The following is a 23543-nucleotide window of genomic DNA, read 5'->3' as shown; positions in this document are numbered from 1 at the left end:
ATCAGTTGGCGCCAGGTCGGCCGGCTTCTGGCTGCGCCCGTTCGCGCAGGACGCGTTCGCCGGCGTCGACGTAGGTGGTGAACAGGTCGGTGACATCGCGGAGGCGTTGGGTGGCGTGGGGGGTTTCGGTGAGTTGTTCGGCGGAGCGGAGGTTGCGGATGAAGACGCGGGTGCGTTCGTGGCTGGCGGCGAGGAGTTGTTCGAATCCGCCTGCGGCTTCGACGAGGAGGCGGCGGCTGCCCGCGCTGGGGATGGTGCGGGCCAGGCCCCAGGAGACCAGCTCGCGGGTCGCGGTGCTCACCGCCCCGGAGCTGAGCGCCAGTGCCGAGCGCAGTTGGTCCGACGTGGACGGGTCGCCCTGTAGCAGCAGATATCCGTAGACCCGCCCGGTCGCGCGCGAGAGGTGCCAGGTCGCCAGCGTGTCGCCCATGGCGTTCACGAACTGCTCTTGCTCGGGGTTCATCACGATTCGCCTTGTTCGGTGGGTAGGCGACCGAGATCCCACTGTTTGAGAATGCGCAGCAGTGTTTCCGAGGTCGCCTCTGGTGCGTCCCAGGTGAGGATATGGCCAGCGTCCGCGACGACGTGCTCGGTCACTCCTTCCGCCTCCGCCCACCGCGGCATCGCCGTCGCGATGTTCCCGGTGCGATCCAGCGCCCCGCGCACCAGGGCCAGCGGCACCGGCGTCCGGTAGGCCGGATCCGGATCGACGAACGACACCGTCGCCCGCCACACATCGAGGAAGACCCGCTTGGGCATCCGCGCGAAGGTGGCTTCCGTCCTGGCGATCGCGGACGGAGTAACCGCCGACGCCTTCGCCATGAGCCCCGGCAGCGTCCGCGCCGGAATCATCGCCAGCGACGGCGCCGCCAGCCGCAGCGCGAACCGCTCGAACCCCGTCAGCGGCCCGGTGTTCCACGTCGAATCCAGCACGATCAGCCCGCCCACCCGATCGGCGTGCGCGCGAATGAACGCCTGCGCCAGATTCCCCCCGAGTGAATGCCCGACCAGCACACCCCGATCCACCCCGCACTCCCGCAACAGCGCCGCGAGATCCTCCAGCGCGTCCACCGCCCCGAACCGCACCCCCGGCGCCAGCACCGACTGCCCATGCCCCCGCAAGTCCCACGTGATCACGCGATAGCCCTCCGTGGCCAGCGCATCGACCTGCGCCTCGAACATCGCGTGATCCATCCCGGCCCCGTGCACGAACACCACCGCCGACCCATCACCACCCGAATCCCCGAACGCGATCTCAGCCCCCGGCCGCCCAAGCCGCCGATCAAGTTTCACCATTCTCTGAATATAGATCACATTCCGCCCGGTGGTCGGGATCGATAGTCTTTCAGTGGAGAAGGGGGAGTCGCCAGTGAACGAATCGATGGCACTGCGGATGGCGGGATCCTGGATGGACGGCCGTAGGGCCCGTCATCTGCTCGCGGCGGGCCTGGGGATCGCCGGCGCGCTGCTGTGGGCGATGCAAGCGCTCGGCGGGTGGCTGCAGTCCCACGAAGGCAAGTGGCAGAACAACGACTACCTGTCGGTCGGCAACTCGACGATCACCGCCGACGATCTGCTGACGATGGTCTCCCTGGCCTCCCTGCTCATCGCGGGCCTCCTGGGGCTCGGCGCGACACTCCTCCTGTGCGGCAGGGTATCCGGGCGCCACCCACTGTTGGCGGGAGCGTGGCTGGTGGTCCTCGGCCAGCTGTTCGCGGCGGTACTCGCGTGGATCCCGATCGACGCCTTTTACCACTCGACCCCCGCGAACATCGTTTTCGCGACGCCGCTGGTGGCCTTGCCCCTGCTGACGATTCTCCTTCTGACAGAAGGACACGCACCTACGAAAAAGACCGGGTTTCAGCGGTGAGTGAGCCGCCGAAACTCGGTCTCCGGGTGCTGTGAGACGTCAGCCCTGCGAGATGGTGGACCAGCCCGCGACCTCTTCCGGGGTGCGGGGGCCGGGGCCGGTGTAGATGGCGGCCGGGCGCACCAGCTTGCCGAGTTGCTTCTGTTCGAGGATGTGGGCGCACCAGCCCGCGGTGCGGCCGCAGGTGAACATGGCGGGCATCATGTGGGCGGGGACCTCGGCGAAGTCGAGGATGACGGCGGCCCAGAATTCGACGTTGGTTTCGATGGCGCGGTCGGGGCGGCGTTCGCGGAGTTCGGCGAGGGCGGCCTGTTCGAGGGCGGCGGCCACCTCGAAGCGGGGGGCGTCGAGGCGCTTGGCGGTGGCGCGCAGGACGCGGGCGCGGGGGTCCTCGGCGCGGTACACGCGGTGGCCGAAGCCCATCAGCTTCTCTTTGCGGTCCAGGATGCCCTTGACCAGGGCGCGGGCGTCGCCGTCGCGTTCGACCGCTTCGATCATCGGCAGCACGCGGGCGGGGGCGCCGCCGTGCAGCGGGCCGGACATGGCGCCGATCGCGCCGGAGAGCGAGGCGGCCACGTCGGCGCCGGTGGAGGCGATGACGCGGGCGGTGAAGGTGGAGGCGTTCATGCCGTGCTCGGCGGCGGAGACCCAGTAGGCGTCGATCGCCTCGGTGTGCGCCGGGTCGGGGTCACCCTTCCAGCGGGTCATGAATCGCTCGGTGACGGTGGCACACTCGTCGATCTTGCGCTGCGGGACGGCGGGCTGATAGATGCCGCGCGCGGACTGGGCGACATAGGACAGCGCCATCACCGAGGCACGGGCGAGGTTCTCGCGCGCGGTCTCGTCGTCGATGTCGAGCAGCGGCTCGTAGCCCCAGATCGGGGCGAGCATGGCCAGCCCGGCCTGCACGTCGACGCGCACGTCACCGGTGTGCACCGGCAGCGGGAACGGCTCGGCGGGCGGCAGTCCGCGGCCGAACTGACCGTCGACCAGCAGGGCCCACACGTCACCGAAGGTCACGCGGTTGGCCACCAGGTTCTCGATGTCGACGCCGCGATATCGCAGCGCCCCGCCATCCTTGTCCGGCTCGGCGATGTCGGTGGTGAAGGCCACCACGCCTTCCAATCCGCTGACGAAATCCTGTGGTACCGAGCTGGTAGTCATGGTGACTCTCCTTGCAGGGGCATGCCGATCTCCCTGAACCATAGACCCGCAGGTACCCCGGAGTAACGTCGCCCCTATGCGTGAACTCGACCCTTCCGCGGTGCCCGCGCCCGACGCTGTCACGGTGTCGGCGGCGGCACTGGCCGACGCGGTGATCTCCGGCGCCGTCGACCTGAGCGCCATGCGGGTGGACTACGGCGATCCGCGGTCGGCGCCCGCCACCGAGGCCGACCTCGAGGAATCGTGGGTGTCGGACGGCTGGGAACCGTTGCTGCGCAACTGGATCGATCAGGCGCGCACCCTCGGCGTCGCCGAACCCAACGCGATGGTGCTGGCCACCGTCTCCCTCACCGGGCCCGCGCCGCGACCGGTGGCGCGCACGGTGCTGTGTAAAGGCCTCTCGCCCGAGGGCGTCACCTTCTATACGAACTACGACTCCGCCAAGGGCAATCAGCTCGCCGCCGACCCGTACGCCGCCGCCAGCTTCGTCTGGCCTGCACTGGCCCGGCAAGTGCACGTGCGCGGGGTGACCGAGCGGGTGTCGGCCGAGGTGACCGCGGCGTATTGGCAGGAGCGACCCCGGGAATCCCGGCTGGGTGCCTGGGCTTCGGCGCAGTCGCAACCGATCGCCACCCGCGCCGAACTCGATCGGGCGCTGGCCGAGACCGAGGCCCGCTTCGCCGAGGTCGACGACATCCCGGTCCCGCCGTTCTGGGGCGGCTACCTGCTGCGCCCCGACGAGGTGGAGTTCTGGCAGGGCAGGCGCGGACGGCTGCACAACCGCATCGTGGTGCGGATCGACGGCGCGAGCACGACCGTCGAACGTTTGCAGCCCTAACGAGCGGTGGGCTTTCTCACCGCGCGCAACCATTCTCGGATGCCGCGGCGATGGCTAGCCTGCGGCGAGTGAAACTGCTCGCCGACACCGAACCCCTGCGCAATCGGGACTATCGCAGGCTGTGGACCACCAATATCGTCACCGTCATCGGCGCGCAGCTCTCGGTGGTCGCGGTTCCGCTGCAGATCTTCCAGATCACCGGCAGTTCCGGTTATGTGGGGCTGGCGGGGTTGTTCGGCCTCGTCCCGCTGGTGGTGTTCGGGCTGTGGGGCGGCGCGCTGGCCGATGTGATGGACCGGCGCACACTGCTCATCATCACCACGGCGGGCACCGGCGCGACGGCGGTGGCGTTCTGGGTGCAGGCGGCGCTCGGCATGACGAATGTCTGGCTGGTGCTGTGTCTGTTCGCCGCGCAGCAGGCGTTCTTCGCGGTCAACCAGCCCACTCGCAGCGCGGCCATCGCCCGGTTGCTGCCGCCCGAGCAGATCGCCGCGGCCAGTTCGCTGAACATGACGGTGCAGAACACCGGCATGATCGCGGGTCCGGTGCTGGCCGGTGTGCTCGTCCCGGTGATCGGCCTGTCGACGCTGTATCTGATCGACTCCATCGCCCTGCTGGCGACGCTGTGGGCGGTGTGGCGCATGCCGGCGATCCCGCCGACCGGTACGGCCCGGCGCGCGGGCCTGCGCGAGGTGTTCGACGGCTTCCGTTATCTCACCGCGCACAAGGTCCTGCTCGCCTCCTTCGTCGTCGACATCATCGCCATGGTGTTCGGCATGCCGCGCGCGCTGTTCCCGCAGATCGCGCACGAGACCTTCGGTGATCCGCCCGAGGGCGGCGTGGCGGTGGGCCTGCTGTTCGCGGCGATCTCGCTGGGCGCGGTGCTCGGCGGGGTGTTCTCCGGCTGGGTGCCACGTATCCGCAGGCAGGGCCTCGCGGTGATCATCTGCATCATCGTGTGGGGCGTGGCGATGGGCGGGTTCGGGCTCGCGGTCGGCCTGGCCGGGCACTGGTTCGGCCTCGGGGTGTGGCTGTGGATCGCGGTGGCGTTCCTGGCGCTGGGCGGCGCGGTCGACATGATCTCGGCGGCGCTGCGCACGGCGATGTTGCTCAACGTCGCCACCGACGAGATGCGCGGCCGTTTGCAGGGGGTGTTCATCGTGGTCGTCGCAGGTGGGCCGCGAATCGGTGATGTTGCCCACGGTTTCGCCGCGGCGAGCCTGGGTACTGCTGTAGCTGCCGCCGGTGGTGGTGTGCTCGTGGTGATCGGGGTGGTGCTGGCGGCGCTGGCCTTCCCCGCATTCGTCCGCTACAGGATCACTCGCGCACACGCGGCGGTGTGAGAACACCGCTGAGTAACCCCTGGTTGCTCGTTCGGACCGAACAAGAGTTAGCGTTACATCGAGCGCCTGTGCCGACCGCATCGGTGCCTCACGGTTCGGCGCCGGGTTTCAGGGCTCGGCGAGAATCTCAACTAGCCTGAGAGGGATCCTTCCGTGCCCGCTGAGAACATCACCAACGTCGCCGACGCCAAGGCGGTACTGCAGTACCCCGGTGGCGAGTTTCCAATCTCGGTCACCTCGGCCGCGGAGGGCAACGACGGACTCGACTTGGGCAAGCTGCTGGCCAGCACCGGTTACGTCACCTACGACCCCGGTTTCATGAACACCGCCTCGACCAAGTCGGCGATCACCTACATCGACGGTGAAGCGGGCATCCTGCGCTACCGCGGGTACCCGATCGACCAGCTGGCGGGCCGCTCGACGTTCATCGAGGTCAGCTACCTGCTCATCTACGGCGAGCTGCCCACCCAGGCCCAGCTCGACGAGTTCACCGATCGCATCCGCCGCCACACCCTCCTGCACGAGGACCTCAAGCGGTTCTTCGACGGCTTCCCGCGCAACGCGCACCCCATGCCGGTGCTGTCGTCCGCGGTCAACGCCCTCTCGGCGTACTACCAGGACTCGCTGGACCCGCGCGACCCCGAGCAGGTCGAGCTGTCCACCATCCGCCTGCTGGCCAAGCTGCCCACCATCGCGGCCTACTCGTACAAGAAGTCGGTCGGCCAGCCGTTCCTCTACCCGGACAACTCGCTGAGCCTGGTCGAGAACTTCCTGCGGATGACCTTCGGCTTCCCGGCCGAGCCCTACGAGGTCGACCCCGAGATCGCCGCCGCGCTGGACATGCTGCTGATCCTGCACGCCGATCACGAGCAGAACTGTTCCACCTCGACCGTGCGCCTGGTCGGCTCCTCCGACGCCAACCTGTTCACCTCGGTCTCCGGTGGCATCAACGCGCTGTGGGGCCCGCTGCACGGCGGCGCCAACCAGGCCGTGCTCGAGATGCTCGACGAGATCAAGGCCAATGGCGGCGACGTCAAGGAATTCATCCGCAAGGTCAAGAACAAGGAAGACGGCGTGAAGCTCATGGGCTTCGGGCACCGCGTCTACCGCAACTACGACCCGCGCGCGACCCTGGTCAAGCAGGCCGCCGACAAGATCCTGTCGAAGATCGGCGGCGACGACCAGCTGCTCGACATCGCCAAGCAGCTCGAAGAGGCCGCCCTCACCGACGACTACTTCGTCTCGCGCCGCCTGTACCCGAACGTCGACTTCTACACCGGCGTCATCTACCGGGCCATGGGCTTCCCGACCCGCATGTTCACCGTGCTCTTCGCCATGGGCCGCCTGCCGGGCTGGATCGCGCACTGGCGTGAGATGCACTCCGAGCCGCTCAAGATCGGCCGTCCGCGCCAGATCTACACCGGTTACGGTGAGCGCGACTACCGTGACATCGCTGGCCGTTAGTCCGAACTGAAACTATCGAAGGGGATAGCCGCATGACCAAGCCGGAGATCGAATTCCAGGAGGGCCCCGCGCCCACCGAGCTCGTGATCAAGGATCTCGTCGAGGGCGAAGGTGCCGAAGCGGTGGCCGGTGGCACCGTCGAGGTGCACTACGTCGGTGTCGAGTTCGAGAGCGGCGAGCAGTTCGACTCCTCGTGGGACCGTGGCGAGTCCCTCGTCTTCCCGCTGCGTGGTCTGATCCAGGGCTGGCAGGACGGCATCCCGGGGATGAAGGTCGGCGGTCGTCGTCAGCTCACCATCCCGCCGGAGCTGGCCTACGGCCCGGCCGGTGCGGGTCACCAGCTCTCGGGCAAGACCCTGGTCTTCGTGATCGATCTGCTCAAGGCGAACTGACCCGAAAAACATAACTGCGGCCCGCTTTCCAGGATGGAAGGCGGGCCGCAGTCGTGTTCGCTGGGGCATTGCGGGAATTCGGTTGTGCGAATTTGCTATCAGAGCTGTCATCCGCTACGAATGCTCGTGTCCATGACAGTGAGCTGATCGATTCGCCCGAGGTTCGGGGCTTCTTCGGGGGTTTCGGAAGGAGATTCTCGATCATGTTCCACAGCAAGAGCGTTCGGCACCTGCTGGCCGGGGTACTGCCGGTGGCGGTGGCGATGAGCCTGGTCGGCGCGGGAGTCTCGGCCGCCGAGACCGATCAGCAGGCGCGCTACGCCGCCGGGCTGTCCAGTGTGGGCGAGACCGATGGGGTCGGGTACCGCAGCACGGTCTCGCCGGATCTGAAGACGGTGTCCGCCTCGCTCGACGAGGGCCGGTTCGTGCTCGCGCCCGACGCGGGCGCGGTGATCGTCGAGTCGGCGACCGGTAGCCCGATCGGCGAGATCCCCGCCTCGTTCACCACGGCCGCGGGCAATGTCATCAACCTGGCCACCGAGATCGCCGCCGACGGCCGCGGCCTGACGGTGACCCCGCAGATCACCGAGGCCGCCGCGACCGACCTGAAGGACATCGCGACCAGCCCCACCGCCCAGTTCCCCGACCCGGTGCAGAACGGCGCCGCGGCGGGCGCCGGTATCGGCGCGCTCATCGCCGCCGTGGTCTGCCTGCCCTCGCTGATGGCCTTCCTGATCGTCTACGTGCCGTGCGTGGGCCTGGTCGGCCTGCCCAATGCCCTTGTCGGCGCGCTGATCGGCGCCGTGGTGGGCGCGGTGGCCCCCGAGGTCATCCCGCAGGTTCTGCCCTAGTCGCCACTCGTACGACGGCCCGGTCGCCTCGACCGGGCCGTTGTCGTGCTCACTCGCGCACGACCTCCACCGGATCGGTCAGCGCCAGCGCCAGCGCGGACTGCTGGGCCTGACCGCGCGGGGGCAGGGCGTCGAGCGCCTTGCCGGTCTGATCGGTGAGATTGCCGACGATGTTCTGCAGCGCGCCGACGCCGCCGGTGAGCTGCTCGATCGCCGAGACGAGCTGGGCGCCACCCTGTTCGGCCAGGGCGGGCAGGCCCTCGGCGAGTTCGGCGCCCTGGGTGAGCTGGTCGCGGGCGCTGTTGAGCCGGTCGACGACGGTGCGCAGCAGGGTGCCCAGGTCGGTGTTCGGGTCGACCGCGGAGCCGGTGAGCTCGGCCAAGCCGTCGAGCTGGGTGCCCGCCTGGTTCGAGACCCCGCGCAGTGCCTCGAGTTTGGTGATGATGTCGGCCAGCTGCGGATCGCCGGCGAAGGGCAGCCCGTGCAGCAGCGGCAGGATCTGGTCGAGGCCGGAACCGAGCGCGGCGGCGCTGTTCTGGACACCGGCGATGGTGACCCCGGTCGCGCCGAGCGCGTCGGCGAGCTGATTCGCCTGCTTGGCCGCGCCGTCGACGGTCTGGTTCAGCAGCTCGATGGCCGAGGTGAGCTGGCCCGCACCCTCTTTCGCGAAATCGAGGAAGCCGAGCATCTCCTCGGCGCCGCCACTGAACTGGTCGGCGCCCGCGGCGGCGGCGTTCACGCCCGCGTTGAGCAGCTGCGCGGTGAACTGCACCGAGGTCATCTGATTGCGCGCCTGCGAGACCGCGGCCAGCGCCGCGTCCACCCCCGACGCGCCGATCCGGTGGGTCACCACGTCGACCGCGCCGTTCACGGTGCCATGATCGGCACCGTCGTGCGTGGTCACGGTGACCTTGGCGCGCTGCGGGTCCGGGGTCGCCAGGGTGGCCATCGAGGAGGTGAGGTCGGCGGGCAGGGTGATCACCGCGGCGTAGTCATCGGCGTCGACCTCGCCCGGCTTGGCCACCGTCCACTCGTAGCCGCCCGCGTCCTGGACCGCCTTGGCGACTCGTTCGCCGGTCGGGCCGGTATCGGCGTTCACCAGGGCGATGCCGGTCGGCGCGGAGTCCGTGCCCGCGCAGGCGGCGACGGCGCCGCCCGCCAGCAGGACGGCGGTGGCGAGGCAGAGCAGGCGAACTCGTTTGTCGATCACGACGGCGACGGTATCGGGTGTCTTCGTGCTGGTCGTGGGGGATGTCTGAGAGTTCGTTGAGGAAGTGCCCGCCGGGTGTCCGCCGGGCGGCTCGCGCGCGATGGTGGCGATAGTGCGTCGAGGTCAATATGTGTTGCGTCACAACAACTCCCGGACGGGTGCCTGATCCGGTACAAATCTTGGGTCAATCGACATCGAATTGTTTCGATTCGTCCGGGGGGTTCGGGGATTCTTCGGGGGCGTCGGGAGGGAGTTCTTCGAACATGTTCCACCGCAACATCATTCGCACGGGCCGTCGCGCGGTCATCGCCGCGCTGCCGCTGGCCGTCGCCGTCTCGCTCGTCACCACGGGCACCGCGGCCGCCGACGTCACCGCCGAGCAGCAGGCCGGGATCGCCACCGGGCTGTCGAGCGAGGGTGTCGCCGACGGCGTCGGCTACCGCACCGTCGTCGCGCCGGACCTGCGCACCATCTCCGCCACCGTCGACAACGGCCGGTTCGTGCTCACCCCCGACGCGGTGAACGTCGTCTCCGACACCGGCGCCACCGTCGGCACGCTGCCGCTCAAGCTCGACACCGTCACCGGCAACGCGATCGCGGTGGCCTCGGTGGTCTCCGCCGACGGCAAGACGCTCTCGATCGCCCCGCAGCTGTCGGCCGACACCACAGGCGAGCTGAAGGCCATCGCCACCAACCCCGAGGCGGCCAACCACGACCCCGTCCAGAACGGTGCCGCCGCGGGCGCCACGGTCGGTGCGATCGCCGCGGCGATCCTGTGCGTGCCCGCGCTGGCCGCGTTCATCATCGGCTACGTGTTCTGCGCGATCCCGTCGGTGATCTCGACCGCCATCACCGGTGCGGTGATCGGCGCCGTGATCGGTCTGGTCATCCCGGAGGCCGTGCCGCAGGTGCTGCCCTGATCTGATGGCCCGCCATCGGTAGAACCGCCGCGCGCCCGTGACTTTCGAGTCGCGGGCGCGTTGTCGTGTGCGGGGTCAGTGGGCCGGGCGGATCGGCAGGACCAGGACCAGGCGCGCGCCGCCGAGGCCGCTCGCCTCGAAAGAGGCGCTGCCGCCGTGTAGTTGGGCCTGCTGGGCGACCAGGGCGAGGCCGAGGCCGGAGCCGCCCTTGGTGGCGCGGCTGCCGCGGAAGAACCGCTGGAACACGGCCTCGCGTTCGGCCGGGGGGATGCCGGAGCCGTTGTCGTCGACCGCGATGACGATGTGGTCGCCGTGGCGGTGCGCGGAGACGATCGCCTCGGTGGCGCCGCCGTGGCGCACGGAGTTGGTGAGCGCGTTGTCCACGGCCAGCCGCAGACCGGCGGGCAGGCCGCGGGTGATCAGCGCGGCGTCGGTGTCGATGCGCACCGACAGCCCGGGGTTGTGGCGCATCGCGTCGTGGGCGGCCTGGTCGCACAGGTCGGCCACATCGGTGCGCACGTGATCGGCCTCGGCGGTGAGGTCGCCGCGGGCCAGCCGTTCCAGTGCGGTGAGGGTGCTCTCCACGCGGGTTTCGTTGCGGGCGAGGTCGTCGAGGATCTCGCGGCGCTGCTCGTCGGTGAGGTCGAGGGTGCGCAGGACCTCGAGGTCGGTGCGGATCGCGGTGAGCGGGGTGCGCAGTTCGTGGGCGGAGACGGCGGCGAAATCGCGGGCGGTCTCCAGCGCGGCGGCGGTCTCGGCCTGTGCCTCGTCTACGCGGGCCAGCATGGTGTTGACCGCCTCGGCGAGCTTGACGGCCTCGTCGACCCCGGAACCGTCGACCGGCTGCGCCGTGGCGTCGGGCGCGCCGAAGGCACTGCGCGCCGACACCTGCCTGGTGAGCTTCACGATCGGGCCGACGGCGCCGCCGGCGAGCAGCCAGCCCAGCGCCGCGGCCGCCGCCACCGCGATCGCGGCACCCGCGAGCACCCAGCGCTGCTGATCGGCGGTCGCCCGCGCGGCCTCGGTGGTCGGAATGGCGAGCGAGACGGTTCGCCCCTGCGGCTGGTTCTCGGTGGTGGTCAGTACCCGGTAGGGCTGGTCGTTCACCTCGACGGTCTGCGAGCCGGGGGCCAGCTCCGGCAGCTGGGTCGAGCTCGACGCCGTCACCTGACCGTTGTCGCGCACGGTGAGCGCCATGGTGTTCTGCAGGCCGGTCAGATTGACGAATCCGGTCGCGAGGACCGGCTCGATCAGCACGATGCGCGAGGCGATCTCGAGCTGCTGATCGGTTTGGGTCACATTGTTGCGTTCGATGGCCTGGAATCCGACGAAGGCGGCGATCGACACGATGATCACCGCACCGGCCGCGGCGGCCCCCGCGACCCGAGTTCGCAACGAAAACGATTGTCTCCGACGGCGTTTCGGTGGGGGCTCGGTCATTTCGGTTCCCTGAGCACGAATCCTACGCCACGAATCGTATGCAGAATCCTTGGCGTGTCATCTATTTCGAGTTTGCGGCGCAGGTATCCGACGAACACATCGACGACATTCGTATCGGCGATGAAATCGTAGCCCCACACCAATTCCAGCAGGCGTTCTCTGGTGAGCACCACACCGGCATTCCGTGCCAACGTCGACAGCAATTCGAATTCCCTTTTGGTGAGCTCGATTTCCTGCCCGCGCACCAGCGCGCGATATCCCGCGACGTCGAGTTGCAGCGGTCCCACGGTGATCGTCCCGGGTGCCACGGCCTCGGGCGTGTCGGTGCGGCGGCGCAGCAGCGCGCGGATGCGGGCGACCAGCTCGGCGAGTTCGAACGGCTTCACCAGATAGTCGTCGGCGCCGGACTCCAGCCCGGCGATCCGGTCGTCGACCGAGGCGCGTGCCGACAGCACGCAGATCGGCACGTCGTTGCCCATCGCGCGCAGCGCCGTCACCACCCCGGCGCCGTCGAGGACGGGCATGTTCATGTCGAGCACCAGCGCGTCGGGTGCCTGCTCGGCGACCGCCCGCAGCGCGGCCGCGCCGTCGCGCGCGACGAGCACCTGGAAACCGGAAAGCCGCAGGCCACGTTCGACCGAGGCGAGGACGTCCTCGTCGTCGTCGACGACCAGGACGGTGGAGGCAGCGCTACGTTCGGTCACGCGGTAATCCTATTGGCGCGCCCCCGGGGGCAGCGCCCGCGCCGCTCAGGAGGTCGGGGCCACCGGATCGCCGTCGCGGTCGGGCGCGGTGCCCTCGGCGGGCGGGACGGGGGTGCCGAGCGGGGGATTGGCGAGGATGCGATCGGAGAGCGCGGTGAGCACCGCGGGGTCCTCGATGGTGGCCGGGGTCTCCACCTGTTCGCCCGCGGTGAGCTGGCGGATCGTCTTGCGCAGGATCTTGCCGGAGCGGGTCTTGGGCAGCCCGGTGACGATGATCGCGTCGTGCAGGGTGGCGATCGCGCCGATCTGGCCGCGGACCCGCTCGATCAGCTCGTCGCGCAGCTGCTCTGGGTCGATCTCCACGCCCTGCTTGAGGACCACGTAGGCCAGCGGCAGGCTGCCCTTGAGCTCGTCGGGCATGCCGATCACCGCGCATTCGGCGATGGCTTCGTGCCCGGAGATCGCGGCCTCGATGCTGCCCGCCGAGAGCCGGTGCCCGGCGATGTTGATCACGTCGTCGCTGCGGCCCAGGACGTAGAGGTAGCCGTCCTCGTCGAAGTAGCCGGAGTCGCCGGTGAGGTAGTGACCGGGGAAGGTCGCCAGGTAGGAGCGGATGAACCGCTCCCGGTCGCGCCACAGGCCGGTCAGCGTGCCGGGTGGCAGCGGCAGCCCGATGACGATGTTGCCCTCGACGCCGGTCGCCACCGGATTGCCGTTCGCGTCGAGCACCCGCAGCCGGTAGCCGGGCACCGGCACGCACGCCGAACCCGGCTTGACGGGCAGTTCCTGCAGGCCGAGCGGGTCGGCGCAGATGGGCCAGCCGGTCTCGGTCTGCCACCAGTGATCGACCACGGGGCAGTCGTCCTGACCGGCGAGCAGCACCTCGGAGGTCCACTCGAAGGTGGCCGGGTCGAGGCGCTCGCCCGCGCAGAACAGCGCGCGCAGCCGGGACAGGTCCGAGCGGTGGGCGATGGCGGCCTCGGGGTCGGCGCGGCGAATCGCGCGCAACGCCGTCGGCGCGGTGAACAGCACCCGGACGTCGTGCTCGTCGACGATCCGCCAGAAGATCCCCGCGTCGGGGGTGCCGACCGGTTTGCCCTCGTAGAGCACGGTCGTCGCGCCGATCAGCAGGGGCGCGTAGATGATGTAGGAGTGGCCGACCACCCAGCCGACATCGGAGGAGGCCCAGAACACCTCACCCGGGTTGACGTTGTAGATGTTGCGCATCGACCACGAGAGCGCGACCGCGTGCCCACCGTTGTCGCGGACGACGCCCTTGGGCTTTCCGGTGGTCCCCGAGGTGTAGAGGATGTAGAGCGGATCGGTCGCGGCCACCGAGACCGGCTCGGCGGGGGACACGTCGGCGACGGTGGCGTCCCAGTCGACCCAGCGGGCCGCGACGGTCTGCTCCGAGGACGGCAGCACATCGGTGGCGGGCAGCGCGGCGGAGAACTCGATGGTCGGGAACTGCGGGCGCTGCTTGACGATCACCGTGCGCACCGAGGCCGTCGTCGTCAGGTCGAGTGCCTGCAGCACGATCGGCGGGTAGTCGATGCGGCGGTTGGGCTCGAGCCCGCCCGAGGCGGTGATCACCAGGACCGGTTCGGCGTCGTCGATGCGGGCCGCGAGCTCGGGCGCGGCGAACCCGCCGAACACCACCGAGTGCACCGCGCCGATGCGCGCGCAGGCCAGCATCGCGACGACCGCTTCGGGGATCATCGGCAGATAGATCACCACCCGATCACCGGCCACCACACCGAGATCGCGCATGGCTCCGGCGAATCGGGCTACTTCGTCGAGCAATTCGGCATACGTATAAACGGAAGTGGTGTCCGTCATAGCGGAGACATATATGAGGGCCGGTTGATCGGCGTGTCCGCCCTCGGCGACGGTGCCCGCCCGTACATGGCGATCCAGGGCGTTCACGCAGGTATTGAGCCGGGCATCGGGGAACCAGCGGGCCGAACGCTTGTCGGCGGCGTCGAGGATCTGCTGGGGTTCGACATCCCACTCGATGCTCTGAGCTGCGGCGGACCAGAACTCGGCCGGGTCGACCAGACTGGTCTGATAGACCGGCCGGTACTCGTGTTCGGTGTCCAACCCCGTGACTCCCTAGCCTCGCTTCGATGCCCGCTCGATAGATCCTGATGATTGTGGCAGACTTCACGCGACACCCGAGGGGGTGCCGCGACCTTTGGTTTTGCCTGGAACGGGCAGGTCATCGCGCGGACCTCGACCGGGAGTCAGCCAAGAAGTTATTGATCCGTTAGAATCTGATGTCACTTATTCGGGCAGTCGTAGACGCAATTTCTCGGCCAGCCGCAGTTCTCGGCCAGCACCGCCTGGCGAGCCAGCATTGCGCGTGTGGAGGTTCGCTGATGGCGCTTGGTAGACGAGGCCAGTTTGGAAAGTGAGTGGGAGATGCGTGACGCCGCTAGGTCCGGCAGCAAGCGCTGGGCGCTCGGCAACTGGGACCTGCGTTGGAAGGTTACGGCCGTGCTGGCCGTGCCACTCGCGGTCGCGGTCGGGCTCGGCGTGTCGAGAATTACCGCTGAGTTCTCGGAGGCCAACCGGCTGTCGAGCATCAACGAGCAGGTAGACACGATTCCATCGGTCACCGGGCTGAGCGCTGTCTCGGCCAGGGTGACGGGTAGCCAGATGGTGCCCGCGGGACCGGGGGTCACCCTGGTCACCGACCAGGACCTCACCGATCTCGACGGCGCGATCGGCGCGGCCGAGGGCTCGCTGGGCAGGCTCACCGAGCTGCCGAAGGCGCACGACGCGCTCGAGCGGATGATCGCGCAGGCCAAGTCCGTGCGCGCGCAGGGCAAGGCGCTGACCTCCTCGGCCGAACCGGCGCTGGCCGCCGTCGACCAGATGCGCCGCGACAGCGTGTCCATCGTGGAGACCACCGTCGCGCAGGTGAGCGATCCGGTGATGGACACCGCCAAGCTGCGCCTGGTCGACGCGCTCAACACCCGCTCGGTCCTCGTCTCCGAGCTGGCCGCGATCTCCGAGATCCTGCGCGGCCTGCCGACCGGTCAGCAGAACTACCTCACCGGCGTCAGCACCGAGCGGCACATGCTCGACGTGCTCGCCAACCGCCTGCCCGACGGCAACCAGGTGATCGCCGATCTGCAGAGCCAGGCCGACATCCGCCAGAACCTGATGAGCGGGCCCGAGGTCCAGGCGGGCAAGCTACCCGTCGGCGAGATGCGTACCTCGCTCTACACCAGCCTCGTCGGCTACCAGGGCCTCGTGGACGAGGCCTCGCGGGACATCGAGATCGCGATGAACGATCTCACCTCCTCGGCCGCGACCGGCGCCTGGACCTATACCGGCGTCGTCATCGCGACCATCCTCGCCGCGCTCCTGCTGGCGGTGTTCGTCGCCCGCTCGATGATCGTGCCGCTGCACCGGCTGCGGTTGGCCGCGCTGCGCGTCGCCGAGTCCGATCTGCCGCACGAGGTCGCCCAGCTCCGCAACGGCGCCGCCCCCGAGGACGTGCCGCTCGAGCCGATGCCGGTGCGCTCCGACGAGGAGATCGGCCAGCTGGCCCGCGCCGTCGACGACATCCACGGCCAGGCGCTTCGCCTGGCCAGCGACCAGGCGCAGATGCGTTCCCAGGTCAACGACATGTTCGAGACCCTGGCCCGGCGCTCCAAGTCGCTCGTCGACCATCAGCTCACCCTCATCGAGGCGATGGAGTACGACGAGAAGGACCCGCGCCTGCTCGAGAACCTCTTCCGGCTCGACCACCTCGCGGCGCGCATGCGCCGTAACGGTGACAACCTGCTCATCCTCGCCGGTACCAAGCAGCGGCGCACCAAGTCCGCGCCGGTCGAGATCGCCGACGTGCTGCGCGCCGCGATCTCCGAGGTCGAGGACTACGAGCGGGTCAAGCTCGGCGCCACCCCGCGCGGTTCGCTGGTCGAACCGGCCGCCTCCGACCTGGCGCACCTGTTCGCCGAGCTGCTCGACAACGCGCTGCGCGCCTCCCCGCCGGAGACCGACGTCAAGTTCACCTTCGCCCAGGCCCACGATCAGGGTCTGCTGATCGAGGTGGCCGACCGCGGTATCGGTATGCCGCCCGCGGAGATGACCGACATCAACCGCAGGCTCGAGCAGACCGCCGAGCCCGGTCCCGACACCGCCCGCCACATGGGTCTGTTCGTGGTCGGCAGGCTGGCCGAGCGGCACGGGCTCACCGTGCGGCTGCGTCCGACCTTCGACACCGCGCGCGATCCCGGCGTCACCGTCACCGTGCACGTGCCGGTCGGGCTGATCGTCGCGGGCGCCGGTGGGCCGATGGTGCCGCCGCAGCAGCCCTCGCAGCAGCAGCGCCCGAACCCGCAGAACCAGCCGCAGCCGCAGAACCAGCCGCAGCCGAGCACCATGCAGACCCGCGCGATCACCCGCACCCCGGGTGGCAACGTGATGGTCACCGTCGACCCCGGTGTCAGCGGCCCGATCCCGGCCGGTGCCGGTGGTGGGCTGCCGCAGCGTTCGCCGGGCAACTCGATGGCGCAGGGGCTGCAGCAGGACGCGGCCGAGCAGTCCTCGCCGACCCTGCGTCCGCCGACGCCCGGTCAGGGCAATGTGCCGCAGCGCGGCAAGCTCGCCGCCGCGAGCCTGCCCAAGCGTTCGGTGACGCCGGGTGGACCGCCGCGTTCGCCGGGCGCGCCTGGTGCGCCGGGACCGCAGGGCGGGCCGGGTCAGCCGGGCGAGCAGAAGCCCGCGGCCGCGGCGCAGTCCTCGGCCGGTGGTCTGCCGGTGCGTCAGCCCGGTGCCAACGGCGCGCCGTCGCGTGCCGACGCACCGCAGCCGCCGCGTGATGCCGCGCCGCCGCAGCGGGGGAGCACCCCGGGTGGTCTGCCGCAGCGTTCGCCGGGCGCCAACGGTGCCCCGCAGCGCGATCCGTCCTCGGGTCTGCCGCAGCGCGATCCGTCGAACCGGTTGCCCCAGCGGGACCAGACGGGCGGCCTGCCCCAGCGTGAGCCGACCGGTGGCCTGCCGCAGCGTGACCAGACCGGCGGGCTCCCGCAGCGTGATCCGGCGACGGGTCTGCCGCAGCGGGACCCCAGCGCGACCGGTGGTCTGCCCCAGCGTGATCCGGCGACCGGCCTGCCGCAGCGCGGTGGCGCCACGCCGCAGCGTGACTCCGAGCCGGTGCAGCGTGATCCGTCGACCGGTCTGCCGCAGCGCGCGGCCCCGGTCAACGGGCTGCCCCAGCGTGATCCGGTACCGCGTCTGCCGCACCGGGACCAGACCGGTGGTCTGCCCCAGCGTGATCCGGCCACCGGCCTGCCCCAGCGTGACCCCGGTGCTCAGCGTGAGCAGACCGGCGGGCTCCCGCAGCGTGATCCGTCGTCCGGTCTGCCGCAGCGCGAGTCGACCGGTGGTCTGCCGCAACGCGATCCGGCGAGCGGCCTGCCGCAGCGTGAGCCGACCGGTGGTCTACCGCAGCGGGACCCGGCCAACGGTCTCCCGCAGCGTGAATCGACCGGTGGTCTCCCACAGCGTGATCCGGCCAACGGTCTCCCGCAGCGCGGCGACCGGCCGAACGGTCTGCCCCAGCGTGACCCCGCGGGCGGGCGCCCGGCCAACGGTCTGCCGCAGCGTGATCCGGCCGACAACGGCGGACCGCAGCGTTCGCCCGCGTCCGGTCTGCCGCAGCGGGAAGCGCCCACCGGCCCGGCTGGGCCGAATGGGCTGCCGCAGCGTGCTCCCGGGGCTACTGTGGTACCGCAGGCGAACGCTGAGCCCGGAGTGGCTCTGCCCCAACGGGATCGGGATCCTGCAGGGCCGGAGGGCGCTGCGTCGGCAGGGCGCGATCCGGGTCGGCACAGCTACCGGTCGAATCCGGCCAAGGCTGCGTCGTTCTTCCAGACCAGGTTGCAGCCGGCACCGGAAGGCGATTCCGTCATGGGCGGCACGCCGATCTTCGCGGAGATGATGTCGGCGTGGCTCACGGACGAGAATTCCGACCGGTCCCAGATGGCCGCCGCCTTCGAATCACCCGGTGATGAAGGATGGCAGGCCGCGCGCGCGGCCAGCGAGGCCAAGCCAGAGGTGCGCACCGCCGCGGGCTTGCCTCAGCGCAACCCGGGCGGAAGGCTCGTACCCGGTGGCGTCACCGGTAAGGCCGACACCACCGCGCACCGTGATCCCGAAACGATCAGGTCCAGCTTGAGTCGTCACCAGCAAGGCGTCCGGGATGGCCGAGCGATGAAGGCAATGAACCTAACCGGAGATAAAGGAGACCGATGAACCCCGATCTAGGTGGTACGAACCGTCAGCTGGATTGGCTGGTTTCGAACTTCGCCAACGAGGTTCCTGGCGTAGCCCATGCCGTCCTGGTCTCGGCTGACGGCCTGCTGATGGCCGCGAGCGCACAACTACCGGTCGACCGCGCGGAGCAGCTCTCCGCCGTCACCGCCGGACTGGCGAGCCTTTCCGTCGGCGTGTCGAATCTGTTCGAAGGCGGTACGGTACTGCAGTCCGTCGTCGAGATGGAGCACGGATACCTACTGCTCATGGCAGTCGGCGACGGCTCGTATCTCGCGGTCCTGACCAACACCTCCTGCGACATCGGTCAGGTCGGATACGAAATGGCCTTGTTGGTCGAGCGTGTGGGTCAGACCGTGCAGGCCACGCCACGCGTCACGATGGGTTCCTGATGGTGGGATGGACATAGACGATCACCGCATGGGGAGCGCCGAGCCCAGCCTCGTCCGCCCGTACTCACTGACTGCCGGTCGCACCAGACCGGCGGTCGAGTTGGCGCTGGAGGCACTCGTCGCATCGCATCCGGTCGCCATGGAGCGGCAGTTCGAACTGAACAACCTCGAGACGTCCATCGTGGAGTTGTGCAGGCAATCGCCGTCCGTTGCTGAGATAGCCGCTCAATTGGGTATCCCGATCGGGGTGGCGCGGGTACTCGTGGCCGACCTCATCGAGGCCGGTCATGTGCGGGTCTCGGCGACTTTGAAAGACGATTCCAGCGACGATGAACGTCGCGAGCTGATCGAAAGGGTTCTCAGTGGACTCCGGCGTATTTGATTCGACGGCGCAGGTCGACACCCGCACGAGCAAGCCGACTTCGGCGAAGATCGTTGTCGCCGGTGGCTTCGGTGTCGGTAAGACCACGTTGGTCGGTGCGGTGTCGGAGATCGTTCCGCTGCGCACCGAGGCGTTGGTGACCAACGCCAGTACCGGAATCGACAACCTGACCGGCATCCCGATGAAGTCGACCACCACGGTGGCGATGGACTTCGGCCGGATCAGCCTCGCCGACGACCTGGTCCTGTATCTGTTCGGCACGCCCGGCCAGTACCGGTTCTGGTTCATGTGGGACGACCTGATCCGCGGCGCGATCGGTGCCGTGGTGCTGGTCGACACCCGCAGGCTGGAAGACAGTTTCGCCGCCGTCGACTACTTCGAGGCGCGCGGTCTGCCGTTCCTGGTGGCGCTCAACGAGTTCGACGACGCACCGAAGTACCCGCTGGAGGACATCCGCCAGGCCCTCGCGGTTCCCGCCGACGTGCCGATCATGTCGATCGACGCCCGGCGCCGCGAACCGGCCAAGCAGGCCCTGGTCTCGCTCACCGAGTACGCGCTACGCAAGGTGATGCAGGGCTACTGAAACCGAGCCGGGGCTGCCGCGATGAAGGCCGCAGCCCCGCACTCGTTTCCGGGTCAGGACTCCGGTTCGGGGTCCGGTCGCGTCCACCCCAGGATCATCGCCGGTGCGCAACCACCGGCCATCAGTGCTGCCATCATCAAGAGCCCGCCCGCGTAGGCGGTGCGATAGGCGTCGGCTTGCGGCGCGAACGTGCCGGCGAGAATCAGGTAGCCCAGCGGTGGCAGCGTCAACGACTGGGTGAGGGCCAGGCCCACCGAGCGCGCCTTGTTGCGTTCGGCGATCTCGAATTCGTCGAGCATCGGGTCCGGCGCGTTGTCCTGTCCGCCGCAGGCGATGCGCAGCATGGTCCAGCTGGGCAGGAACAGCAGTACCGCGACGGCGACGACGATCGGCGCCACGCCCAGATCCAGTGCGGCGAGCAGGCCAGCCACCGTCAGGCCGAGCAGGGCGATCACCACGGTGACCACGAGAACGCGGCGCCGATGCCGGGTCCGCCAGGTCGTCAGCATGCCCGCGCTGCGCTGCTCCTGGACCAGCCAGCGCCGGACGCGATAGTTCTGGTAGCGGTCGAAAAGTCCGGTCGGGCTGGTCATGACGTGCCTTTCGGTCGTGGGTACAGCTCGGCCGAGAGCGGGCCGAATTCGGTGCGGGAGAACACGGCTTCGACGGGCAGCTCGAACACATCGCAGATGCGCAGGGCCAGGTCGAGGCTCGGGTAGTGATCGCCGCGCTCGAGCGCGCCGATGGTCTGGACATTGACGTTGACCGCTTCGGCCAGCGCGGCCCGGCTCATCCGGTGTTCCGCGCGCAGTACCGCGATGCGGTTGAAGATCGGGAGGGTTTCCCCTCGTCTCACTGGGCTCACCTAATAAAGTGTTGTAAAAACACAACAGTATGTCAAGGTTGTCCAATAAAGTGGCTGTTGTGAAGGTGGACGGTGTCGATCACTGCCAGGATGCAGCTGTGTCAGAGTTCCCAGGTCCACGCTCGTTCACCCGGCGCACCCTGCTCGGCGGCGCGATCGGCGCCGGTCTCGTCGCGACGGCGGGCAGATCCCTCGCCGATCCCGGCGCGCGCACGATCGCCGCGCGCACCCGCTTCTTCGGCGCCGCCAATGTCGACCAGGTCACCGGCGCCGTGCGCGGCGATCGGGTGATCCTGTCCTGGTTCGGCTGCACGAGTTTCGCGGCGTCCTTCGGCGGCACCGTCGTCCTGCTCGACGCGTGGGTGCCGCGGGGCCTGCACAGCGGATACGTCCCGACCACCGTGGCGCAGGTCGGTGACCTGCGGCCGGAGGCGATCTTCATCGGGCACGGGCACTTCGACCACGCCGGTGACGCCGGTGCCTTGGCGCAGGCCTCGGGCGCGGTGGTCTTCGGAACGGCCGAGCACTGTGCCCAGATCGAGAGCCAGGTCGATGCGCCGACGTTCCGCACCGTGGCACTCGGCGACGCGCACTCGGCGCCCGGCGAGACCTATCGCCACTCGGTCGGCCCGATCGAGGTGACGGCCGTGCGGCACGTGCACTCGGGACCGAAACCACCGGACCACAGCGAGGCCGGTTCGGCGCCCTTCTTCCCGGTCCCCGACCTGCGCGACGCGATCGCGAATCCGCCCGAGCTGTGCGATCTCGTCGCGCTCGGGTCGAGCCTGTCCGACGAGGAAGGCGGCAGCCTCCTCTATCAGTTCCGGGTCGGTGGCTTCACGCTCACCTGGAACGACTCCGCCGGACCACTCGCCGAGGCCGGGCCGCAGGTGTACGACGTTCTGCGCGGACTGCCCGCCAGCGATGTGCACGTCGGCGCGATCCAGGGCTTCAATCAGCCGTTCAACGGGTTGCGCGATGTCCGCCAGTACATCGAGGCGGTCCGGCCCGAGGTGTTCGTACCCAGTCACCACGACAACTGGCTGCCCGGTCTCACGGCGCGCGGCGACACCTATCAGGTTGCGTTGCAGGGTGAATTGGACCGCATTCCGGCCGATCGTCGCCCGAGTGTGCGTTTCCTCGCCGATCCGGGCGACTACCTCCGGCCGGACTCGCTCACGTTCACTCTCTGAACCACAGTCGAGCTAGGCTCACCGCGTGCGCATGTCGGCGGATGAGCTGCTCGGACAACTGCTCGATCCCGGCTCGTTCGTGAGCTGGGATCGCCCACCGGTCGAACCCGCGGTCTCGCCGCGTTACCGCCAGGATCTGGTCGCCGCGTCGCGCCGGGCGGGCACCGACGAGGCGGTACTGACCGGCGAGGGGCTGCTGCGCGGCCGCCCGGTCGCCGTGATCGCCTGCGAATTCGCCTTTCTCGCAGGCTCTATCGGCGTCGCCGCGGCCGAGCGGATCGTCACCGCCGTGGAGCGGGCCACCGAACGCGGCCTGCCGCTGATCGCCTCACCCACCTCCGGCGGCACCCGAATGCAGGAGGGCACTGTCGCTTTCGTGCAAATGGTGAAGATCGCGGGTGCGGTCGCGGTGCACAAGGCGGCCGGTCATCCCTACCTGGTGTACCTGCGCGATCCGACGATGGGCGGAGTGTTCGCCTCGTGGGGTTCGCTGGGCCACATCACCTTCGCCGCGCCCGGCGCGCTCATCGGCTTCCTCGGCCCCCGTGTGTACGAAGCCCTGTACGGCAAGCCTTTTCCGCCCGGCGTGCAGACCGCCGAGAACCTCTACCGCAACGGCGTGATCGACGGCGTGGTGACCGTCGAGGTGTTCCGGCGGATCGCGCACCGGGCATTGAGTGTGTCCAGCGGCTCGGTCGACCCACGCCATGTGGAGCCGGGATGGGCTGAGCCCGTGCGCAATCCCGTCGCGACCTTGCTCGCGGCTGACTCGATGCCCATGGCCTGGGAATCGGTGCTCTGCACCCGTAGGCCGGGCCGCCCCGGTATCCGCGATCTGCTTCGCCATGCCACCCAACGGGTTCCGCTCAGCGGTACCGGACAGGGCGAGTCCGATCGCACCGCACTGCTCGCGTTCGCGCGTTTCGTCGGCCAGCCCTGTGTCGTCTTCGGGCACGACCGCGCGGGCCGGGCGGACGAGCAGACCATGGGTCCGGCCGCGCTGCGCGAGGCGCGCCGGGCGATGGCGCTGGCCGAGGAGCTGCGCCTGCCGCTGGTGCTGGTGATCGACACCGTCGGTGCCGCGCTGTCCAAGGAGGCGGAGGAACGCGGGCTCGCCCCCGAAATCGCCCGCTGCCTGGCCGATCTGGTCACCCTCGACACCCCCACCGTCTCGGTCCTGCTCGGTCAGGGCACCGGGGGCGGCGCGCTCGCGCTGCTGCCCGCCGACCGGGTGCTGGCGGCCAGGCACGGCTGGCTCGCCCCGCTGCCGCCGGAGGGCGCGAGCGCCATCGTCTTCCGCGATACCGAGCACGCACCCGAACTCGCTGCGGCACAGGGGATCCGGTCGGCGGATCTGCTGGCCGACGGTGTGGTCGACCGGATCGTGGCGGAGTATCCCGACGCCGCCGACGAACCGGTCGCCTTCGCCCGCCGGATGGTGCTCGCCATCGCCGAGGAGCTGGCCGGACTGCGCGGCCGCCCGGTGGCGGAACTGCGGGGCCTGCGACAGGCACGCTACCGGCGGATCGGACTCACCGGGGCCGTTTACTGACCAGCGCCCCGTTTCCTACCCAATCGAGGACTCGGCGAAACACGCGAGGTGTCGTCGTTGACGCTTCGCCCAAGCACTTCTACGGTCGGAAG

Annotated in this window: 22 protein-coding genes; 13 read left to right on the top strand and 9 right to left on the bottom strand. The window is 69.5% G+C overall.

What is annotated here, in order from left to right; all coding sequences use genetic code 11:
- Position 1: 1 nt before the first annotated feature.
- Positions 2–463, bottom strand: a complete 462-nt coding sequence (locus tag ACFVVM_RS29580; protein WP_387625004.1) for a GbsR/MarR family transcriptional regulator — start codon at positions 461–463, stop codon at positions 2–4.
- Complete coding sequence (locus ACFVVM_RS29575; RefSeq protein WP_387625002.1) at positions 463–1218, bottom strand: alpha/beta fold hydrolase; 756 nt, start codon at positions 1216–1218, stop codon at positions 463–465. Before ACFVVM_RS29575 ends, ACFVVM_RS29580 begins: the two co-directional genes overlap by 1 nt.
- A 151-nt stretch (positions 1219–1369) precedes the next feature.
- On the opposite strand from ACFVVM_RS29575, the gene ACFVVM_RS29570 reads away from it, so the two are divergent.
- On the top strand, positions 1370–1870 hold the full coding sequence (locus ACFVVM_RS29570) for a hypothetical protein (protein ID WP_387625001.1): 501 nt from the start codon (positions 1370–1372) through the stop codon (positions 1868–1870).
- A 39-nt stretch (positions 1871–1909) separates the two neighbouring features.
- On the opposite strand, the gene ACFVVM_RS29565 is transcribed toward ACFVVM_RS29570, so the two are convergent.
- On the bottom strand, positions 1910–3034 hold the full coding sequence (locus tag ACFVVM_RS29565) for a citrate synthase 2 (RefSeq protein ID WP_387624999.1): 1125 nt from the start codon (positions 3032–3034) through the stop codon (positions 1910–1912).
- 76 nt (positions 3035–3110) lie between these two features.
- Between ACFVVM_RS29565 and pdxH the strand changes: the two genes are divergently transcribed.
- From pdxH to ACFVVM_RS29540, 5 genes are all read left to right on the top strand, one after another.
- Complete coding sequence (pdxH, locus tag ACFVVM_RS29560; protein WP_387624997.1) at positions 3111–3872, top strand: pyridoxamine 5'-phosphate oxidase; 762 nt, start codon at positions 3111–3113, stop codon at positions 3870–3872.
- Positions 3873–3922: 50 nt separating this feature from the next.
- Entirely contained in the window at positions 3923–5215 is a 1293-nt protein-coding gene (locus ACFVVM_RS29555; RefSeq protein WP_387624996.1) for an MFS transporter, read from the top strand.
- 153 nt (positions 5216–5368) lie between these two features.
- Positions 5369–6679, top strand: coding sequence for a citrate synthase (locus ACFVVM_RS29550; RefSeq protein WP_387624994.1), 1311 nt, complete (start codon positions 5369–5371; stop codon positions 6677–6679).
- 32 nt (positions 6680–6711) lie between these two features.
- Positions 6712–7071, top strand: coding sequence for an FKBP-type peptidyl-prolyl cis-trans isomerase (locus tag ACFVVM_RS29545; protein WP_387624992.1), 360 nt, complete (start codon positions 6712–6714; stop codon positions 7069–7071).
- A 203-nt stretch (positions 7072–7274) separates the two neighbouring features.
- On the top strand, positions 7275–7922 hold the full coding sequence (locus ACFVVM_RS29540) for a hypothetical protein (protein WP_387624990.1): 648 nt from the start codon (positions 7275–7277) through the stop codon (positions 7920–7922).
- A gap of 49 nt (positions 7923–7971) precedes the next feature.
- On the opposite strand, the gene ACFVVM_RS29535 is transcribed toward ACFVVM_RS29540, so the two are convergent.
- Positions 7972–9132 carry a hypothetical protein gene (locus ACFVVM_RS29535; RefSeq protein ID WP_387624988.1) on the bottom strand — a complete coding sequence of 387 codons (1161 nt, stop codon included), beginning with the start codon at positions 9130–9132 and terminating at the stop codon, positions 7972–7974.
- Positions 9133–9395: 263 nt separating this feature from the next.
- Here ACFVVM_RS29535 and ACFVVM_RS29530 point away from each other — a divergent pair, with 263 nt between their 5' ends.
- Positions 9396–10052: a hypothetical protein gene (locus ACFVVM_RS29530; protein ID WP_387624986.1), complete on the top strand. Its 657-nt coding sequence runs from the start codon at positions 9396–9398 to the stop codon at positions 10050–10052.
- A 75-nt stretch (positions 10053–10127) separates the two neighbouring features.
- Here ACFVVM_RS29530 and ACFVVM_RS29525 read toward each other — a convergent pair whose 3' ends face one another.
- The 3 genes from ACFVVM_RS29525 to ACFVVM_RS29515 are packed head-to-tail and all read right to left on the bottom strand — an operon-like array spanning position 10128 to position 14296.
- Entirely contained in the window at positions 10128–11492 is a 1365-nt protein-coding gene (locus tag ACFVVM_RS29525) for a sensor histidine kinase (RefSeq protein ID WP_387624983.1), read from the bottom strand.
- The gene (locus tag ACFVVM_RS29520; RefSeq protein ID WP_387624980.1) at positions 11489–12196 is read right to left on the bottom strand and encodes a response regulator transcription factor; all 708 of its coding nucleotides are present in this window, start codon (positions 12194–12196) and stop codon (positions 11489–11491) included. The genes ACFVVM_RS29525 and ACFVVM_RS29520 overlap by 4 nt, the downstream gene beginning before the upstream one ends.
- Positions 12197–12241: 45 nt before the next feature.
- Entirely contained in the window at positions 12242–14296 is a 2055-nt protein-coding gene (locus tag ACFVVM_RS29515; protein WP_387624977.1) for an AMP-binding protein, read from the bottom strand.
- Positions 14297–14617: 321 nt separating this feature from the next.
- Here ACFVVM_RS29515 and ACFVVM_RS29510 point away from each other — a divergent pair, with 321 nt between their 5' ends.
- The 4 genes from ACFVVM_RS29510 to ACFVVM_RS29495 are packed head-to-tail and all read left to right on the top strand — an operon-like array spanning position 14618 to position 19841.
- Positions 14618–18466: an ATP-binding protein gene (locus ACFVVM_RS29510; RefSeq protein WP_387624974.1), complete on the top strand. Its 3849-nt coding sequence runs from the start codon at positions 14618–14620 to the stop codon at positions 18464–18466.
- Positions 18463–18876 carry a roadblock/LC7 domain-containing protein gene (locus ACFVVM_RS29505; protein ID WP_011207200.1) on the top strand — a complete coding sequence of 138 codons (414 nt, stop codon included), beginning with the start codon at positions 18463–18465 and terminating at the stop codon, positions 18874–18876. The genes ACFVVM_RS29510 and ACFVVM_RS29505 overlap by 4 nt, the downstream gene beginning before the upstream one ends.
- A gap of 7 nt (positions 18877–18883) precedes the next feature.
- Entirely contained in the window at positions 18884–19258 is a 375-nt protein-coding gene (locus tag ACFVVM_RS29500; protein WP_019044950.1) for a DUF742 domain-containing protein, read from the top strand.
- On the top strand, positions 19239–19841 hold the full coding sequence (locus tag ACFVVM_RS29495; protein WP_019044951.1) for an ATP/GTP-binding protein: 603 nt from the start codon (positions 19239–19241) through the stop codon (positions 19839–19841). Before ACFVVM_RS29500 ends, ACFVVM_RS29495 begins: the two co-directional genes overlap by 20 nt.
- A 53-nt stretch (positions 19842–19894) precedes the next feature.
- Here the strand turns inward: ACFVVM_RS29495 and ACFVVM_RS29490 are convergent, their stop codons facing one another.
- Both ACFVVM_RS29490 and ACFVVM_RS29485 read right to left on the bottom strand, forming a co-directional pair.
- Positions 19895–20434, bottom strand: a complete 540-nt coding sequence (locus ACFVVM_RS29490; protein WP_387624970.1) for a hypothetical protein — start codon at positions 20432–20434, stop codon at positions 19895–19897.
- The gene (locus ACFVVM_RS29485) at positions 20431–20706 is read right to left on the bottom strand and encodes a helix-turn-helix transcriptional regulator (RefSeq protein WP_302875554.1); all 276 of its coding nucleotides are present in this window, start codon (positions 20704–20706) and stop codon (positions 20431–20433) included. The genes ACFVVM_RS29490 and ACFVVM_RS29485 overlap by 4 nt, the downstream gene beginning before the upstream one ends.
- Positions 20707–20804: 98 nt before the next feature.
- Between ACFVVM_RS29485 and ACFVVM_RS29480 the strand changes: the two genes are divergently transcribed.
- Positions 20805–21899: an MBL fold metallo-hydrolase gene (locus tag ACFVVM_RS29480; RefSeq protein ID WP_387624967.1), complete on the top strand. Its 1095-nt coding sequence runs from the start codon at positions 20805–20807 to the stop codon at positions 21897–21899.
- A 31-nt stretch (positions 21900–21930) separates the two neighbouring features.
- Positions 21931–23451: a carboxyl transferase domain-containing protein gene (locus ACFVVM_RS29475; RefSeq protein WP_387625063.1), complete on the top strand. Its 1521-nt coding sequence runs from the start codon at positions 21931–21933 to the stop codon at positions 23449–23451.
- Positions 23452–23543 lie beyond the last annotated feature (92 nt).

It is taken from the genome of Nocardia sp. NPDC058176 (genome assembly GCF_042883805.1).
In the GTDB taxonomy this organism is placed as follows: domain Bacteria; phylum Actinomycetota; class Actinomycetes; order Mycobacteriales; family Mycobacteriaceae; genus Nocardia.
Note: the sequence above shows the minus strand (reverse complement) of the source record. Positions and strands in the feature narration are given on the sequence as shown.

What these genes read in the sequence shown, in the direction of transcription:
- ACFVVM_RS29580 (WP_387625004.1), bottom strand. Translation starts at nt 463, where the DNA reads ATGAACCCCGAGCAAGAGCAGTTCGTGAACGCCATGGGCGACACGCTG.
- ACFVVM_RS29565 (WP_387624999.1), bottom strand. Translation starts at nt 3,034, where the DNA reads ATGACTACCAGCTCGGTACCACAGGATTTCGTCAGCGGATTGGAAGGC.
- pdxH (WP_387624997.1), top strand. Translation starts at nt 3,111, where the DNA reads ATGCGTGAACTCGACCCTTCCGCGGTGCCCGCGCCCGACGCTGTCACG.
- ACFVVM_RS29555 (WP_387624996.1), top strand. Translation starts at nt 3,923, where the DNA reads ATGGCTAGCCTGCGGCGAGTGAAACTGCTCGCCGACACCGAACCCCTG.
- ACFVVM_RS29545 (WP_387624992.1), top strand. Translation starts at nt 6,712, where the DNA reads ATGACCAAGCCGGAGATCGAATTCCAGGAGGGCCCCGCGCCCACCGAG.
- ACFVVM_RS29540 (WP_387624990.1), top strand. Translation starts at nt 7,275, where the DNA reads ATGTTCCACAGCAAGAGCGTTCGGCACCTGCTGGCCGGGGTACTGCCG.
- ACFVVM_RS29530 (WP_387624986.1), top strand. Translation starts at nt 9,396, where the DNA reads ATGTTCCACCGCAACATCATTCGCACGGGCCGTCGCGCGGTCATCGCC.
- ACFVVM_RS29525 (WP_387624983.1), bottom strand. Translation starts at nt 11,492, where the DNA reads ATGACCGAGCCCCCACCGAAACGCCGTCGGAGACAATCGTTTTCGTTG.
- ACFVVM_RS29510 (WP_387624974.1), top strand. Translation starts at nt 14,618, where the DNA reads ATGCGTGACGCCGCTAGGTCCGGCAGCAAGCGCTGGGCGCTCGGCAAC.
- ACFVVM_RS29505 (WP_011207200.1), top strand. Translation starts at nt 18,463, where the DNA reads ATGAACCCCGATCTAGGTGGTACGAACCGTCAGCTGGATTGGCTGGTT.
- ACFVVM_RS29500 (WP_019044950.1), top strand. Translation starts at nt 18,884, where the DNA reads ATGGACATAGACGATCACCGCATGGGGAGCGCCGAGCCCAGCCTCGTC.
- ACFVVM_RS29490 (WP_387624970.1), bottom strand. Translation starts at nt 20,434, where the DNA reads ATGACCAGCCCGACCGGACTTTTCGACCGCTACCAGAACTATCGCGTC.
- ACFVVM_RS29475 (WP_387625063.1), top strand. Translation starts at nt 21,931, where the DNA reads ATGTCGGCGGATGAGCTGCTCGGACAACTGCTCGATCCCGGCTCGTTC.